Genomic DNA, 15,601 nt, shown 5'->3' with positions numbered 1-15,601 from the left:
TCCGGTAGGCTTACAGTACCCATTTATCCGTACCTTCTTCAACACCCAGAAGCAGTACATCAACAAGATCACCTGCGGCGTAACCTCTTGTCCCGCCCGGCAGCACAATCAGCGAATTCCCGCGTGCGATGGAAGATACGGCATTAGATTTATTGAAACCGGCAGGACGCACCGAGGTGCGGTCATGAACAGCCCGGATAAACCGGGTGAACGGATTGGCCTTTGGGTAATCCTCTGCCAGTACCGCCGTCGTGCGCGGCAGATAAATTTTATCCGCTCCCATCATTTTGAGCAGGGCGGGTCTAACAAACAGCTCGAAGCCTGTGAAGCAGGCAGAAGGATTGCCGGACAGTCCGAACAAGTACGTATCCCCGGCAACCGCAACTGTGGTCACGCTGCCCGGACGCATCGCCACCTTGTTGAACAGCACATCAGCCCCGAGACGGTTATATATTTCCGGCAGGTAGTCATAATCACCGACGGACACACCTCCCGTTGTGATCAGGCAGTCTGTTTCTGTCATTGCCTTCCGCACCGTCAGCAGGCATGCTTCCAGTTGGTCTGCGGCTGTATCATACATCCGGTAAGGAATACCCATCCGGGCGAGCTGGGCTGCGATCATCGGTCCGTTACTGTTGCGGATTTTGCCGGGTGCAAGCTGTGCTGTCACCTCCAGCAGTTCGGTTCCCGTAGACAATATCCCTACTACCGGCCGCTTACCGACCTGAACATACCCATAACCGAATGTAGCCAGCAGCGCTACAATCCCGGGATGAATGAAGCTGCCGGCCGGAACGATCATTTCTCCTGACCGCATATCTTCACCCTTCAGGGACAGATTCTCCTGTGGCGCAAAAGCTTTACGGATTGTAAACGTATGACCTGCTGCTGTGGCCTGTTCAAACATAACTACAGCATCCGCTCCTGACGGCAGCGCCGCTCCCGTCATCAGACGGACAGCTTCGCATGGCCCAATTGCAATCTGAGATACTGCCCCTGCGCCGATATGATCTACTACAGTAAAGCTGATCCTGTTATTACCGGAAGCACCGGCAGAATCTGCCGAAGAAATTGCATATCCGTCATAGGGTGATCGGGTAAAATGCGGAACATCATGGGTTGCCGTCAGCGGCTCCGCCAGGATCCGTCCATAGCTTTCAGCAAGTGGAATCCTTTCTGTACCTATGCAACATGCTCTTTCAGTTACCCGGAATACAGCTTCGGCAACGGTAACCGGAGTTCTGGTCTTTTCCACCTTCATCTGCTCCTAACTTAGTGCCGTACTAAAAAACGGTTCATCCGGTTATTTCTCCGTAATATCGCTGAATGTGCCTACATACCGGACATCTTCGCCGGTCTCATCCTTTACAGCGCTGATATTCAGCCACTGCAAATACTCTTCCCCGCCCTTGCGCTTGTTCCAGATTTCACCCTGCCACATCCCCTTCTCCCTGACCTCGCTCCACATTAAGCGGTAGAACTCCTTGGATTGGCGGCCTGACTTCAGAATGCTGGGCTGTCTGCCAAGAACTTCGTCTTCCGTATAGCCGGTGAGCTTCGTGAACGCCGGATTGACGGTCTTGATCAGACCGGAGACATCCGTAACCAGAATCCCCTGTCCGGTAGAATTGAACACTTCAGAGGTAAGCGCAAGCCGGTCCTGAAAATAGATCCACACTACCAGCACCAGACTGGCCAGCGCTACCTGAGAGAGCAGCATGAACCCGATGGAATATTGCCCTGTAGCCGAATAAATCACCGACAGCATAATGGGAGGGAAAAAACCGCCCAGACCGCCCATCATCGATACGATCCCGTTGGCGACACCCGCCTGCTTATTGAAGTACAGTGGGACTAATTTGAATATGACTCCGTTACCGATTCCCGCACTGAACGCAATAGCAAGGCAACCTACTGTATATAAGCCCATGTCAGGCATAAATGCCAGGATGATTGCTGCAACCGTATAAATACTAAATGTGCCGGTAAGCAGAAACAAAGGCTGGAACTTGTCGGCAAGCCAGCCGCCTATCGGCCGGAAGAAGGTCGCAACGGCAATGAAGCCGGCTGTGCGCATCCCGGCATCCACTTTTTCCAGATCGAAGTTCGAAACTAGAAAGTTCGGCAGATAAATAGTGAAGGCAACGAAGGAGCCAAAGGTAATGAAATAGAACAAGGAGAAAAGCCAGAGCTTTTCATTTTTGGACACGCCCTTGATCTGTTCAATAATCGGCGTTTTGAGTTTAGGCTCATGACGATCCCCAAAGAAGAAATTTAATGCGATAAATACCAGTAACAGGATCAGATACATTTTAACCGCGGGTGCCCAGCCAATCTGTGCTGCCACAATCGGAGCCGAGAAGGTAGTGACAGCTGTTCCGATATTCCCGATCCCGTAGATTCCGTTGACCAGACCATGCTTATCTTTGGGGAAATACTTCGGCAAAGAGGTTACACCTACCGAAAAAACGGCTCCGCCGATTCCCAGGAACAAACCTCCGATAATTAAATGAGTGACCGAGGATGCTTCACTGATGAAATATACCGGAAACAAAAGCAGGATAAAGCTGAACATAAAAATAATGCGTGCTCCCAGAATGTTTGCATAATAGCCTAAAGGAATCCTTAGAATAGAGCCGAGCACCACCGGAATAGCCGTGACCATCGCTAGCCGCCCCGGAGGAATGCTGATATCCTCGGAAATAAAGGGCATCAGGGAAGAGATGATCACCCACACCATGAATCCAGTAATCAAGTTTAATGTTTGTAGCGGCAATTGCATTTTTTTAATCATTCGACTCACCTTTTCGCCGTTTATTCTCTTGATTATTCATACCAATACTTCCTGTACTCATTGTATCCGCCGATCCCCCGGCTCAGATATAGGGGAGTCCCCTTTCCCTGACAGGGGAAACCCTAAAAATAAAATAACCCCACATAGTGGGGCCTTGCTCCAGAACTTATTCACTCCTATCACAAATGAAACATAATACCTTATCTACTCTCTTAATAAGACCCAAAAAAGCCGCCCCAAGTAGGAGCAGCCTGTTCATTATCACGTAATGAGCGTATTCAATTGCTGGCTTAACCGTTCTTTGTCTTTCGCACTCAGCTGATGCTCGGCCATCGGGTAAATGACAGTCTCTTCTTTGACAAAGTGTACCGTCAGAACCTCAAAAGCCTCCCCTGCATCCTTAACAGCTGCGCGGATATCCTCAAGCGGCAGCATATCTATATTGCCCTCTGTGTAATGCAGGAAATGCCCTATATATCCGTCAATCTCGCGGTGCTCCTCCTGGATGCCGACCAGTGGTCCTTGTTCAAAGCCGATATAACTGCCAAGCAGCGGAAAAAAAAACGTTTCTTCCTTCACTGTATGCTTCTTCAACGGACCAGTAAACTCCAGAATCGCCTTACGCAGCTTATGCAGCTGTGTCCTAGATTCTTCCAGAGCGGGCTGATCGTGTTCAAACCAGAGTACAAGGGCATGCCATTCTTCCATCAGAAATGATAAATAGCGGTGTTCATTCTCAAGAATACGCATGGCGGGCATCGTAAACTTGAGCCCTGTATTTTCCGGCATCCTGCTAACCCTCCATTTGCAAATCAGAAATCCAGCATTTTTTTCCTTAAAGCATACTCGACCAGCTCCGGTCTGCTTCTAAGGTTTAACTTCTCCATAATTTTCGCTTTGTGGGCTTCCACCGTTTTTACCGAAATAAACAGCTTCTCTGCGATTTCCTTGTTCCCGTATCCCTTGGCGATAAGCGGCAGGATCTCCAGTTCACGTTTGGACAACAGCTCAAACAGATCCTCTGTACCGCCGGATTTGTCCTGCTTAATAAATTCACGGACCAGTGAGGTCGCCATCTTAGGATGGATATAAGTGCCGCCTTCATAAATGGTCCGGATGGCCAGCAAAAGCTCCTCGTCCGGAGCGCTTTTGAGAACATAACCGGAGGCCCCGTTCTTCAATACATGAAAAAGATATTCATCATCGTCATGCATCGTCAGAATCAGGATTTTGGTATCGGGATAATCCTCTTTAATCTTCCCGGTTGCAACCAGCCCACTTTCGCCCGGAGGCATGCTTAAATCCATAATCAGAATATCCGGCCGGAATTTGGCAACCATTATATAAGCTTCCCTCCCGTCTGCCGCCGCTCCGATCACTTCTATGTCATCCTGAAAATTGAGAATCATGGAGAATCCGCTCCGTACGATCGCATGGTCGTCTGCAATGACGATCTTCATCAGAAGCTCATTCCTTTCCTCTGGATAATCCTACTGGCACCTGTAAAATAATGGTTGTGCCCCTACCTATCCCTGAATCTACGGTGAAGGTGCCACCCACCAGCTCCGCCCGTTCCTGCATGCCAAAAAGACCAAGTCCGGTTCCATTGGGTTCGTCTCCCTGAATGAAGCCTGTTCCCTCATCCTTAATCAGAAGCCGCAGCACGCCGTCATTTTCTGTAAGAGATACTTTGACGCTGTCTATCTGGGCATACTTCAGGGCGTTCAACACAGCTTCCTGGCATACACGGTACATGACGGTTTCAATCTCACTCTCATACCGTTTCTCCAAAAGCCGGGACTCATATTCAATTATAAGTCCGTAGCTTTGTTCCATCCGCTTGAAGTGTGACCGGAATGCAGCCTCCAGCCCGAAATCATCAAGTGCAGCCGGCCTGAGCTCCACGGAAAGGTTGCGGATATCATTCAGAAGTCTTGTCATGGATACTTCGGTCTGCTTCACCTTCTTCAGCAGCTGTTCATCAGCTGTCATATATTTGAGCACACGCAGATCAATCACGGCACTCATCAGCTCTTGGGCAACGCTGTCATGCAGTTCACGGGATATCCGCTTGCGTTCATTCTCCTGCGCCTCAATGATATGCTTCATCATCTTGTTCTGGTAGAACTTCTCTTGTGTCGTGAACTGTCTGCTCAGATCCCTGAGCATAAACACTCTGATACCATTCTCGTCATCTATCGTGTGAAAGGTGGCGGCATAAGGGACAATACCCTTATCTTTCGTCTCCAGATAGACTTGATAAGAGGTAAAATCCTCTGAGTCCGGTGTATGAAAGTAACAATTAAGGCATGTGCGGAGCTCCGTCTCACTAGTGTATCCCCGGCAGGTCCCGCATAGTGCCTCCGGATTTCCCTGATACAACTGCTTCAGGATATCCTGGTCAACGATGTTCTCGGCAGCCGGATTCATCGCCAGGGCTTTCCCTTGCCGGTCAAAAAAGAACATCGCCTCCGAGCTGTTCTCGAACAGCTTCGTCATGAGCAGGCTCCGCAGATCCATTCCGGGTGTCATCAACTGAGCAACAATTCCTTCCCGTTCAAGTCTCCAATCCCCTTACGTGCTACCCTGTCCAGGTCTCTCAGCATTTCAGCGGTTACCTGCCGTTCACCCCTGAAACCGCCTAGAAGCACGCCTGCGACGCGGGCATCATTCCACACCGGTACAGCACCAATACTGTTCAAATTCTCCATCTTAGTAATGGGATAATTAAACAAGGTATCAGGCTTCACATCTGTCTGCACAGAAGGGATTAAGAACGGTTTTCCGGTCTTGAACACGATCCCTGCAATCCCTCTGCCGGATTGAAGTACAATCCGTTTGTAACGGTCATTAGTGTTCCCTGAGGCGTATTTCCACCGGATTACATAGTCATATTCCGCAGGTTCAGCAAGAGCCAGCGACATGAAGTCATATCCTAGAGCTGCGCGGATCCGGTCAAGTTCGATTTGATAATCCACCTTATTGTTCATCGTTTTCTCTCCTCGATTAGAACAGGAAAAGAAGTCCACGCAACTCTTTCCGTTAATTCGATTTATTTCTTCTGTATAGGATATAACTTCTGCCTATATAATTCAACGGAACACTCCATACATGGACCAACCGGGTGAACGGCCAAAAGGCAAAGATGGCAAACCCCGACAAGATGTGAAGCTTGAAGGAAAACGGCACATCACTCATCAGTGACGGGTCCGGACGGAACATGAACAGGCCGCGGAACCAGACAGAAATCGTATCGCGGTAGTCAAACTCAGGTTGTACGGCATTCGTTACAATGGTAGAGTACATCCCCATAAACACGATAAACAGGAGGAGTGAGTTGACTATCAGGTCCGATGCACTGCTGAGACGGCGGACATTCTTAAGCGTAAAGCGCCGCGAAGTCAGAATCAGCATCCCGAGCAGTGTGGCTGCACCGAAGATGCCCCCGATGTATACCGCGCCGATATGGTAAAGATGATCACTTACGCCGATGGATTCCAGCCATGATTTCGGAACAGCGAGCCCGCCAATATGGCCCAGGATAACCGGCATAATTCCGAGGTGGAACAGAATGCTGCCGAATTTCAGTTGTTTCTTTTCAATAAACTCACTTGATTTGGCCGTCCAGTTAAACTGATCCTTACGATAACGAAAAATATGTCCGCCGATAAAGATCACCATACACATGTAGGGAAAAATGACCCATAAAAACTGACCCAGCATATTCATTGACTCAGGGCCTCCTGTTCAGCACAAGCTTTTAATGTTTCGCGCAATCCCTTAACCAGATGGAAATAGGGACTTTCATTTCGTTCCAGAGCCTTGAGCAGATGATACGTACCATCCTCAAGAATCGCTATCAGCATCCGGAAATTCTCCGGCGCTCCCGGGACTTCCAACCACTGCGCGGCATATAGAAATTCACACATAAGCGGCAAATAATCAGGTAGTTCTTCCTCCGGCATTTCCAGACCGAACATTTCGTACAGAAGCTTCAACTTGGCGAGCATTTGCCCCCGTTCCTTGGCCTCCTCAAATTTGAAATAGGTCATATACAAGGCGCAGTCCTTCTGAAAATCAAATGTAGCGGCATAACTCTCCTGAATCTCATCCAGACTGAAGCTCTGCATTTGCTTCCAATAGGTATGCACATGGGCATAACCCGGATGAGTGCTGTCAAACGCCTCTTCCAGAAAAGCCGGATGAAAGTCCAGCTTCTCCGGGTACATGAGCTGCAGGGCGAAATAACCGAAGGATTCCTTGTAATCATGCAGTTTGATCAGATCAATCACGCCAAATCCCCCCGTAGAAATTCTCTTCATACATTTCCTTGCCGGTCTTCATCGTGTCGCCGGCAGAGCTGGCAGGTCCGCAGCCGTCACAACCGGAGCCGGAGCCCATATCGCCCATCCCGTTTCCGAAACCGGTCGAGCCCTGGGCACGGTAAGGGTTCATGTGCTGCTCCTTGTGGGAGGTTGGGATCACGAAACGGTCTTCATATTTGGCAATCGCGAGCAGCCGGTACATTTCCTCTGTCTGCTGTGCTGTCATACCGACACGTTCAAGACGGCTAGCGTCAAACCCTTGGCCTGAGGATTTAGCGCGCATGTAGGAACGCATCATGGCCATCCGCTGCAGGGCTTCTTTGACGGTCTCCGTATCGCCTGCGGTCAGCATGTTCGCCAGATACTGGATCGGTGTGCGCATCTCTTCGATAGCCGGGAAAATCATATCGGGATTCTTCAGCGAATCTTTACCTTCAAAATAATTCATGATCGGGCTAAGCGGCGGCACATACCACACCATAGGCAGTGTGCGGTATTCCGGGTGAAGCGGGAAGGCAAGCTTGTGCTCAATCGCCAGCTTATAGACCGGTGAGTTCTGGGCTGCCTCCAGCCAATCCTCAGAGATACCATCTTTTCTCGCCTGGGCAATGACTTCCGGATCATGCGGATTCATGAACAGATCACATTGTGCTTTGTACAAATCTTTCTCGTCCGGGGTGGATGCGGCATCAAGAACCTTGTCGGCATCATACAGCAGAACCCCGAGATAGCGGATTCGGCCTGTACAGGTCTCGGAGCATACCGTAGGCAGTCCTGCTTCCACACGCGGGAAACAGAAGGTGCACTTCTCCGCTTTGTTGGTCTGCCAGTTGAAATACACTTTTTTATACGGACAGCCAGTCATGCAATATCTCCAGCCTCGGCAGGCTTCCTGGTCGACCAGAACAATCCCGTCTTCATCCCGTTTGTACATCGCACCTGAAGGGCAGGAGGCGACACAGCTTGGGTTGAGGCAGTGTTCACAGAGGCGCGGCAGATAGATCATAAACGATTTCTCGAAGTTGAATTTAATTTCTTCCTCGATCTTCTGGATATTCGGGTCAAGCGGGCCGGTTACATGCGCTCCCGCCAGATCATCCTCCCAGTTAGGCCCCCATTCCAGATCCATCTTCTCGCCTGTTACAGCAGAATGAGCCCGCGCCACCGGGGAATGCTTTTGCTCTCCTGCATTCGTCAGATGCTCATAATTGTAAGTCCACGGTTCATAATAATCCTTCATCTCCGGCATGTCGGGGTTGTAGAAGATTTTGCCGAGCGCAATCTTGGACAGCTTATTGCCGGATTTCAGCTCCAGCTTCCCCTTGCGCAGCTGCCAGCCGCCCTTGTAGAGCTCCTGGTCTTCCCAGCGTTTCGGATAACCAATCCCCGGTTTCGTTTCCACGTTATTGAACCACATATATTCCGCACCTTTACGGTTCGTCCAGGTCGTCTTGCAGGTCACGCTGCAGGTGTGGCAGCCGATGCATTTATCCAGATTCATTACCATTGCAACTTGCGCTTTAATTTTCAAGCCAGTTGACCTCCTTCATTTTGCGGACGGCTACGTAGACATCACGCTGGTTGCCGATCGGACCATAGTAGTTAAAACCGTAGCTGAGCTGTGCGTATCCGCCGACCATCTGGGTAGGCTTCAGATGAATCCGGGTAGGCGCATTGTGGCTTCCGCCGCGCGTATCCGTAATTTCAGAGCCCGGTACTTGAATGTGCTTGTCCTGGGCATGGTACATAAACATGGTGCCTCTCGGCATCCGGTGACTGACAACCGCGCGTGCAGTTACGACACCGTTACGGTTGTAGACTTCGAGCCAGTCATTATCCTCAATGTGATGTGCCGCAGCATCCTCATTATTGATCCACACGGTTGGACCGCCCCGGAACAACGTCAGCATGTGCTGGTTATCCTGATAGGTCGAATGGATATTCCATTTCCCGTGCGGTGTCAGATATCTCAGAACCAGAGAATCCTGTCCACCCTTCACTTCCTTGTCACGCGGCCCGAAGACCATCGGAGGCAACGTTGGCTTGTAAACCGGCAGCGCTTCGCCGAACTGCTGGAAGATTTCATGGTCAATGTAGAAATGCTGTCTTCCGGTCAGCGTCCGGAACGGAACGAGACGTTCAATGTTCGTGGTGAACGGTGAATAGCGCCGTCCCTGCTTGTTCGACCCGCTGAATACCGGTGTCGGAATGACTTCCCGCGGCTGTGCGGTGATGCTCTGGAACGTAATCTTTTCTGCGGCCCGGTCCGCCGAGATATCTCGCAGCTCTACTCCTGAATCCTTCTCCGCTGCAGCGTAAGCCTTCTGGGACACGCGCCCGTTGGTAGCCGAAGACAGGTGAAGAATCGTATCTGCGGCCTGGCGGGCAGTCTGCAGCTTCGGCAGTCCGTTTTTAATCGTTTCATCGAAATAAACACCGCTGAGCTTCTTCAATTCCTCATATTCTTCGGCGACAGAGAAGCTGATGCCGTGCGCGCCTGCTTTGCCGATTGCGAGGTTAGGTCCGAGTGAAATGTATTTGTCATGAATTTTAGTATAATCACGCTCTACAATAGTAAAGTTCGGCATTGTTTTGCCCGGGATAGCCGGAACTTCGCCTTTGGTCCAGTCTTTGACAAGACCCATCGGCTGTGAGATCTCGCTTACCGAATCATGGCCGAGCGGTGACATCACAACATCCTTATAAACGCCAGGCAGATGCGATTTTGCCATTTCGGAGAATACCTCAGCCAGCTGGCGGTAAATATCCCAATCCGACCGGGATTCCCACAGCGGGTTAACTGCCGGATTGAACGGATGAACAAACGGATGCATGTCAGTCGACGACAGATCTGTTTTCTCATACCAGGTTGCGGCCGGCAGCACGATATCTGCATAGAGGGGTGTTGTCGTCATCCGGAAATCCAGGGCAACCATCAGATCGAGCTTACCTTCGACATCCTCACGCCAGATAATCTCTTCCGGTTTCTGTTCTTCATTCGGCTCGGCCAGCAGACCGTCGGAAGCTCCGAGCAAATGCTTCATGAAGTATTCCTGCCCTTTGGCAGAGCTTGAAATCAGGTTCGAGCGCCAGATAAATAATGAACGGGGAAAGTTCTCCGGTGCGCCGGGATCTTCCACGGCAAACCGTGTTTTCCGTGATTTAATCTCTTCCACGGTGTGACTGATAATCTCGCTGTTAGTCTTCTTGCCTTGCTGTGCGGCTTCCTCGGCGAACAGAAGACTGTTCTTGTTGAATTGCGGGAAGGATGGCAGCCATCCGAGACGGGCAGCCAATACGTTATAGTCAGCCGGATGTTGGTAAGCTACATCCCCTCCAGTCGGCGATTTCAGTGAATCAGTGCCGCTCTCCTCATAACGCCATTGCTCTGTTGCGAAATAGAAGAACGAAGTCGCGTTCTGCTGACGTGCCGGACCCTGCCAGTCCTTGGCAAAAGCAACCGTTGACCAGCCTTCAATCGGACGGCATTTCTCCTGACCAACATAATGCGCCCAGCCGCCGCCGTTAACACCTTGGGAAGCGGTCAGCACCACTAGATTCAGAATGGAACGATAGATGGTATCGCTGTTGAACCAGTGATTAATCCCTGCGCCCATGATGATCATAGAGCGTCCACCCGTATCAATCGCATTCTGGGCAAATTCGCGGGCAATCTGAACTACGACACTCGCCTTTACCGTCGTAATCTTCTCTTGCCATGCCGGGGTGTAATAAGAGGATTGATCCTCATATCCCTTTGCGTTAAGCGGACTTTCTGTACGTGCGACGCCATACTGGCTCATCATCAGATCATAGACTGTGGCGGCATAACGTTCTGCACCGTCGGCAAGCCGTATTTTGCGGGCCGGAATCACCCGTCTGAAGGTGCCGTTGCCGGCATTATCGAAGTACGGGAACACGATTTCCGTCCACTCTTCTCCGTGGCCTTCGATGGTCAAGGCGGGTTCTACTTTACTGCCGTCTTCCCGCTCGAGGATCAGATTCCATTTCTTTCCTTCCTCCCAGCGCTGCCCCATGGTACCGTTCGGAACCATCATCTCACCAGCCACCTCGTCAAAGATTACCGGTTTCCAGTCTGAGTGCTGGGAGTTATCTCCAAGATCACTCGCCCGCAAGAAACGTCCGCCTTTAAGGGCATCCTCATGAGGGTCAAGCAGAATCAGGAAAGGCATATCTGTATATTGCTTCGCATAATTCAGGAACATCGGCTCCTGGCGTTCCTGGTAGAACTCTTGCAGGATGACATGCGTCATGGCCTGGGCAAGCGCAGCGTCCGACCCTGGATTCGGGGCCAGCCAGTTGTCGGCGAATTTGACGTTCTCTGCGAGATCCGGTGCCACCGACACGACTTTGGTTCCCTTATAGCGTACTTCAGTCATAAAGTGGGCATCCGGCGTCCGAGTTAGCGGTACGTTAGAGCCCCACATCATCAGGTAACCGGCGTTGTACCAATCCGAAGATTCTGGAACATCCGTCTGCTCGCCCCAAATTTGCGGGGAAGCCGGAGGAAGATCAGCATACCAGTCATAGAAACTGAGCATTTGACCGCCTAGTAGTGATATGAATCGCGCCCCCGATGCGTAGCTGACCATGGACATGGCCGGAATCGGTGTGAAGCCGGCGATGCGGTCGGGACCGTATTTCCGGATCGTGTAGATCAGCTGGGCCGAGATCAGCCGCAGCGCGTCGTCCCAGGCTACACGTATATGTCCACCTTTACCGCGCGCCTTTTTGTACTGGCTAGCCTTCTCGGGGTCTTCAACAATACTGGCCCAGGCATCGATGTAATTGTCATGCTCCTTCAACGCCGTTTGCCACAGCCGCCACAGTTTCCCTCTGATATACGGGTATTTCACGCGCAATGGACTATATTCGTACCACGAGAAGGTAGCTCCGCGGGGACAACCGCGCGGTTCAAACTCCGGCATATCCGGTCCGCAGGAAGGATAATCGATCTGCTGATTTTCCCAAGTAATGATTCCGTTCTTCACAAACACCTTCCAGCTGCAGGAGCCTGTACAGTTGACTCCGTGAGTGGTACGCACTACTTTATCGTGAGACCAGCGCTGGCGGTACATATTCTCCCAATCTCTATTTTTCTCTTCAAGAATGGACCAGTTTCCGGAATAGCTTTCAACCGGTTTAAAAAAGTTAAGTCCGAATTTCTTCTTCATCGATCCAGAACACTCCCTTCAAAATTTATTCAATTAATACCATTATGGATCTACCCGGCCGTGCTTCCCATTAGGGAAACACCTATTGAACCTCGGGAATTCCCTCGATCTGAATAAAAAGCAAATAGCCTTTCCCACTGAGGAGAAAAGCTGTGTTCCTGCCGTTTACTTCCCGGGCAGAGGATGCCATTAGGGACTTCCCTCTTTTTGGTCCGGGGAATTCCTTAGCGGGAATTCCTCTGCAAATTCGTGTGCTATACTGGCAAGTGGAAACGGCTTTACCGTCCTTTTCTGAAGACGGTACCGTTTCAGCGAGAAGTAGAATGATCATTATCATATGAAACATATAGATTTTATATTTTCGAAAAACGGGAGGATGAAGCAACATGCCAGGACCCTCACTACGCCAGTTGCATGCCCACCATGCCATTCATCAGGGCGGGCTCTCCGGCGCTGTAGCCAAGACCGAAGAAGTGGAAGAACTGCTGGAAGCGAAGGAATTTGAAGTGGCGCATCAGGCCGCCGAACATCTAATTGAGTACTGGGAGACGCGGATTATCAGCCATGCTGACGCGGAGGAAGACGGGTTCTACCAGGAAATGGCCGGGAAGAATCCTAACCTGCAAGACGCAGTTCTCGGGCTTACACGTGATCATGAATTATTGCGGATTATAGTAAAAGATGTCAAAGCATTGCTTGCGGAAGAAGGCCTCACTCCGGAGGTGCTTCACCAGTTCCACGCGCTGCTGGTTGTGAACGCGATTCATAGCCGGGATGAAGAACGTCTTCTGTTTGAGGAGGCGTGACCTCATTTCTAGCTTGCAGGATGGCACGCAAATCAGCTTTGTTAATCAGTAATTCTTGCAGCGTGTATTCGCCCAACAATGGAAGCGATGATTGGCGAACTGCCCAGGCTCGGGATGAAAGAAGAGCAAATTCATTATGAGTTTTTCGGACCGGCACTCCAATTGAACAACAATTTAATTATGAATCTATTCACCCAGCATCTAATTTTATTTATTAAAAAAAGCACACGGGCCTCCCTCGAAATCCTTAACGATTCGGGGGAGATCCGTGTGCTTTTTATCTGGAAAGCAGCCATTTATATAATACATTCGCATGATTATGTATTGGGTCTTTCGCGGCATATACCAACGTAACATCCTGTTTCAGCACCCGTTCACGGATTGTCGCTGCAAGTCTCACGCGCGTCGGATCTTCCTCCAGTTCCCGGATATAACGGTCACTAAATGCCGCAAAACGCTCCGGCATGTGGTCAAACCATTTGCGCAGCTCCGGGCTTGGAGCAATCTCCTTCATCCATTCGTCTAATGCCGCCTGCGGTTTCGTAATTCCGCGTGCCCACAGCCTGTCCACCAGTATCCGGTACCCGTCCTCCGGAGCCGCCGGCTCATAAATCCGCTTCAGACATATAGAGTACTGATGTTCATCTAAATTGCGGCAGGTATTCTCCAACATGTAGTCTCCCTCCTGGCATCCATACTGGAACGGACCGTTGTCCAATGCTGTATCGAACGTGCGGCAGCTATTCCAAAAGAGCGATTTCTTAGTACACTGAATATACCATGGAACAAATTTTCCTGCCAAAGACAGTAACTTGGAGGGAATGTGGTACCGTAAGCAGGTTGATTGCCGATTAAATCCTAAACCATGTAGAAGAGCCTCACAGAATTGCATTTACTGGTCAGAACTATTATCATATCCATCGTTGCTAAAAGAACTAATAATATTATTCCACTCCGTTTTTTTATTGTTTCGTACTAATAGCTTCATTCCATAATAAAGAATCCTCTTATTAATCTCCACTATATTTATTAACGGTTACGGGATAATAGTAAATTTCTATATCTTCATTTATAAAACCTCTACGTTGAGCAGCCAATAAGGTCTCGTACATATTCCTTCTTCCTACAGGATTATCCGTATGATGATATATCTTATTCGCCCTTAAACCATGCTCACAAAAGTATTTTACGAAATCATACCCATTCTTTAGTTCAATTCCATCGGCGCCTTCACCTAAATCATGGTCAAGAGTTAGGATATTCACTTCATTATTTTCAAATAGTTTAACAGCATCTTCAAATGTCCTTGCCAAGGTGAATCCTTCTGGACAGTCTCGTAAGTCATCAAGATAAACATTTATCATATCGAACCTCAATTTTTGGCAAAATGTTTATTTTTCTATTACTTTCTAAACGTTCTTTCATAATCTTCAAGCCGTATTTTTCTAATTTGTTTACGATCCGTTGTTCTAACAATGATTCCTTCTGATTTGCCTGTTGCGTCGATTCCTACTTGAGTATTCTCGAATCTTTTTAAATAAGAATATGTACTCTCAAGAGAAGTTGGAAACTCGGAACCCTTTATGGTTTCAAGAAGTGGTGCGGACTGCAAATCCATGCTTTCAATAAATCTCTTCTTCTCAATTTCATCATAAAATGGTTGATTTCCGTGATCACGCCACACCGCAATTTTCTCCTGCGATAACTCAAGAAGTCTATATAATTCATCCTTATTCAAGGAGAACATATCAAATACACGATACCCTTGAGTTTTTCTGTCAGAATAGTTCTTGGATGCTTTAGTTTTTCCTCCATAAGATTCCTGATAAATTACGGTTAATGCCCAGTCAGCCTTAGGAAAGATATCTGCAATTACTTTTTCTGCTAACGGCTTAAGAAATTCCGCAATGTTCCCATAAGGATTACCGATTCTATCTCCTTTTGCATATAACAATTCTTCTCTGGAACCAATTAGATAATCAACTTCATTAACATCATTTTTTAATAAAATGATCCTTGAATTTTCACCATCAACTTTTTCGTAAACAAAAATATCGTCTAATTCTGCGAAGCCTCTTGACTCCGTTAAAACATCATTTAACCGACCTCGTTCACCTAGTTGATGATATGTAAGAATGCTAGGGTACTTTGTTAAAGAATTAATTTTCTTTAAATCCATAAACTATTCTCCCACTTTCAAATTCAGTTTATATGACTCTTGCTCTTATAAACATAAACCAAAGATAATCAAGGAATATTTTACCACTGATTACGTGTTCACATGTTATTCCTGATGGGATTGTCATAAAGAGTTCTCCTTATTTGATTACCAATTTAATTTTGAAGATAGGTATCATCAGAATCTACGAAATCACTTTGTGGTTTACGCATGAGGTTTATACCTTCAATACGTTACATTCACTAATACGACAAATTAATATTTTCATAATCTTCTACCCATTCTTTTCATCATCCGTTAAT

General features: G+C 48.7%; 14 protein-coding genes. 1 reads left to right on the top strand and 13 read right to left on the bottom strand.

Annotated features, from left to right (window positions below):
• Nucleotides 1-10: 10 nt before the first annotated feature.
• The 10 genes from glp to NST45_RS06010 form a co-directional block, all read right to left on the bottom strand.
• On the bottom strand, nt 11-1,261 hold the full coding sequence (gene glp, locus NST45_RS06055) for a gephyrin-like molybdotransferase Glp (RefSeq protein WP_076141338.1): 1,251 nt from the start codon (nt 1,259-1,261) through the stop codon (nt 11-13).
• A gap of 42 nt (nt 1,262-1,303) precedes the next feature.
• A complete protein-coding gene (locus tag NST45_RS06050) occupies nt 1,304-2,794 on the bottom strand; it encodes a nitrate/nitrite transporter (protein ID WP_076141339.1) in 1,491 nt (496 codons plus the stop codon).
• A gap of 261 nt (nt 2,795-3,055) precedes the next feature.
• Entirely contained in the window at nt 3,056-3,583 is a 528-nt protein-coding gene (locus tag NST45_RS06045) for a hemerythrin domain-containing protein (protein WP_076141340.1), read from the bottom strand.
• A 23-nt stretch (nt 3,584-3,606) separates the two neighbouring features.
• Nucleotides 3,607-4,254, bottom strand: a complete 648-nt coding sequence (locus NST45_RS06040) for a response regulator transcription factor (protein ID WP_076141341.1) — start codon at nt 4,252-4,254, stop codon at nt 3,607-3,609.
• Between the two features lie 7 nt (nt 4,255-4,261).
• Nucleotides 4,262-5,326 carry a sensor histidine kinase gene (locus NST45_RS06035; RefSeq protein ID WP_076141342.1) on the bottom strand — a complete coding sequence of 355 codons (1,065 nt, stop codon included), beginning with the start codon at nt 5,324-5,326 and terminating at the stop codon, nt 4,262-4,264.
• Entirely contained in the window at nt 5,326-5,784 is a 459-nt protein-coding gene (locus NST45_RS06030; protein WP_036675992.1) for a GAF domain-containing protein, read from the bottom strand. The genes NST45_RS06035 and NST45_RS06030 overlap by 1 nt, the downstream gene beginning before the upstream one ends.
• A gap of 52 nt (nt 5,785-5,836) precedes the next feature.
• On the bottom strand, nt 5,837-6,523 hold the full coding sequence (gene narI, locus NST45_RS06025) for a respiratory nitrate reductase subunit gamma (protein ID WP_036675990.1): 687 nt from the start codon (nt 6,521-6,523) through the stop codon (nt 5,837-5,839).
• Nucleotides 6,520-7,086 (bottom strand): nitrate reductase molybdenum cofactor assembly chaperone, encoded by a 567-nt coding sequence (narJ, locus tag NST45_RS06020; RefSeq protein ID WP_036675989.1) that lies wholly within the window; start codon nt 7,084-7,086, stop codon nt 6,520-6,522. The genes narI and narJ overlap by 4 nt, the downstream gene beginning before the upstream one ends.
• A complete protein-coding gene (gene narH / locus NST45_RS06015) occupies nt 7,079-8,650 on the bottom strand; it encodes a nitrate reductase subunit beta (protein ID WP_036675987.1) in 1,572 nt (523 codons plus the stop codon). The genes narJ and narH overlap by 8 nt, the downstream gene beginning before the upstream one ends.
• Nucleotides 8,640-12,314, bottom strand: a complete 3,675-nt coding sequence (locus NST45_RS06010; RefSeq protein WP_036675985.1) for a nitrate reductase subunit alpha — start codon at nt 12,312-12,314, stop codon at nt 8,640-8,642. The genes narH and NST45_RS06010 overlap by 11 nt, the downstream gene beginning before the upstream one ends.
• 386 nt (nt 12,315-12,700) lie before the next feature.
• On the opposite strand from NST45_RS06010, the gene NST45_RS06005 reads away from it, so the two are divergent.
• Nucleotides 12,701-13,120, top strand: coding sequence for a hemerythrin domain-containing protein (locus NST45_RS06005; RefSeq protein ID WP_036675981.1), 420 nt, complete (start codon nt 12,701-12,703; stop codon nt 13,118-13,120).
• Between the two features lie 277 nt (nt 13,121-13,397).
• Here the strand turns inward: NST45_RS06005 and NST45_RS06000 are convergent, their stop codons facing one another.
• From NST45_RS06000 to NST45_RS05990, 3 genes are all read right to left on the bottom strand, one after another.
• A complete protein-coding gene (locus NST45_RS06000; protein WP_051490895.1) occupies nt 13,398-13,793 on the bottom strand; it encodes a DUF488 family protein in 396 nt (131 codons plus the stop codon).
• A 337-nt stretch (nt 13,794-14,130) separates the two neighbouring features.
• A complete protein-coding gene (locus NST45_RS05995) occupies nt 14,131-14,484 on the bottom strand; it encodes a cyclic-phosphate processing receiver domain-containing protein (protein WP_076141343.1) in 354 nt (117 codons plus the stop codon).
• A gap of 38 nt (nt 14,485-14,522) precedes the next feature.
• The gene (locus NST45_RS05990) at nt 14,523-15,299 is read right to left on the bottom strand and encodes an RNA ligase family protein (protein WP_076141344.1); all 777 of its coding nucleotides are present in this window, start codon (nt 15,297-15,299) and stop codon (nt 14,523-14,525) included.
• Nucleotides 15,300-15,601 lie beyond the last annotated feature (302 nt).

Source organism: Paenibacillus sp. FSL R7-0163, assembly GCF_037969975.1.
Lineage (GTDB): Bacteria > Bacillota > Bacilli > Paenibacillales > Paenibacillaceae > Paenibacillus_AQ > Paenibacillus_AQ odorifer.
Note: the sequence above shows the minus strand (reverse complement) of the source record. Positions and strands in the feature narration are given on the sequence as shown.

Bases quoted from the DNA above. Each gene is read 5' to 3' on its own strand.
- NST45_RS06035 (WP_076141342.1), bottom strand. From the start codon at position 5,326: ATGACACCCGGAATGGATCTGCGGAGCCTGCTCATGACGAAGCTGTTC.
- NST45_RS06030 (WP_036675992.1), bottom strand. From the start codon at position 5,784: ATGAACAATAAGGTGGATTATCAAATCGAACTTGACCGGATCCGCGCA.
- glp (WP_076141338.1), bottom strand. From the start codon at position 1,261: ATGAAGGTGGAAAAGACCAGAACTCCGGTTACCGTTGCCGAAGCTGTA.
- narI (WP_036675990.1), bottom strand. From the start codon at position 6,523: ATGAATATGCTGGGTCAGTTTTTATGGGTCATTTTTCCCTACATGTGT.
- NST45_RS06010 (WP_036675985.1), bottom strand. From the start codon at position 12,314: ATGAAGAAGAAATTCGGACTTAACTTTTTTAAACCGGTTGAAAGCTAT.
- NST45_RS05990 (WP_076141344.1), bottom strand. From the start codon at position 15,299: ATGGATTTAAAGAAAATTAATTCTTTAACAAAGTACCCTAGCATTCTT.
- NST45_RS05995 (WP_076141343.1), bottom strand. From the start codon at position 14,484: ATGATAAATGTTTATCTTGATGACTTACGAGACTGTCCAGAAGGATTC.
- NST45_RS06045 (WP_076141340.1), bottom strand. From the start codon at position 3,583: ATGCCGGAAAATACAGGGCTCAAGTTTACGATGCCCGCCATGCGTATT.
- NST45_RS06000 (WP_051490895.1), bottom strand. From the start codon at position 13,793: ATGTTGGAGAATACCTGCCGCAATTTAGATGAACATCAGTACTCTATA.
- NST45_RS06005 (WP_036675981.1), top strand. From the start codon at position 12,701: ATGCCAGGACCCTCACTACGCCAGTTGCATGCCCACCATGCCATTCAT.
- NST45_RS06040 (WP_076141341.1), bottom strand. From the start codon at position 4,254: ATGAAGATCGTCATTGCAGACGACCATGCGATCGTACGGAGCGGATTC.
- NST45_RS06050 (WP_076141339.1), bottom strand. From the start codon at position 2,794: ATGATTAAAAAAATGCAATTGCCGCTACAAACATTAAACTTGATTACT.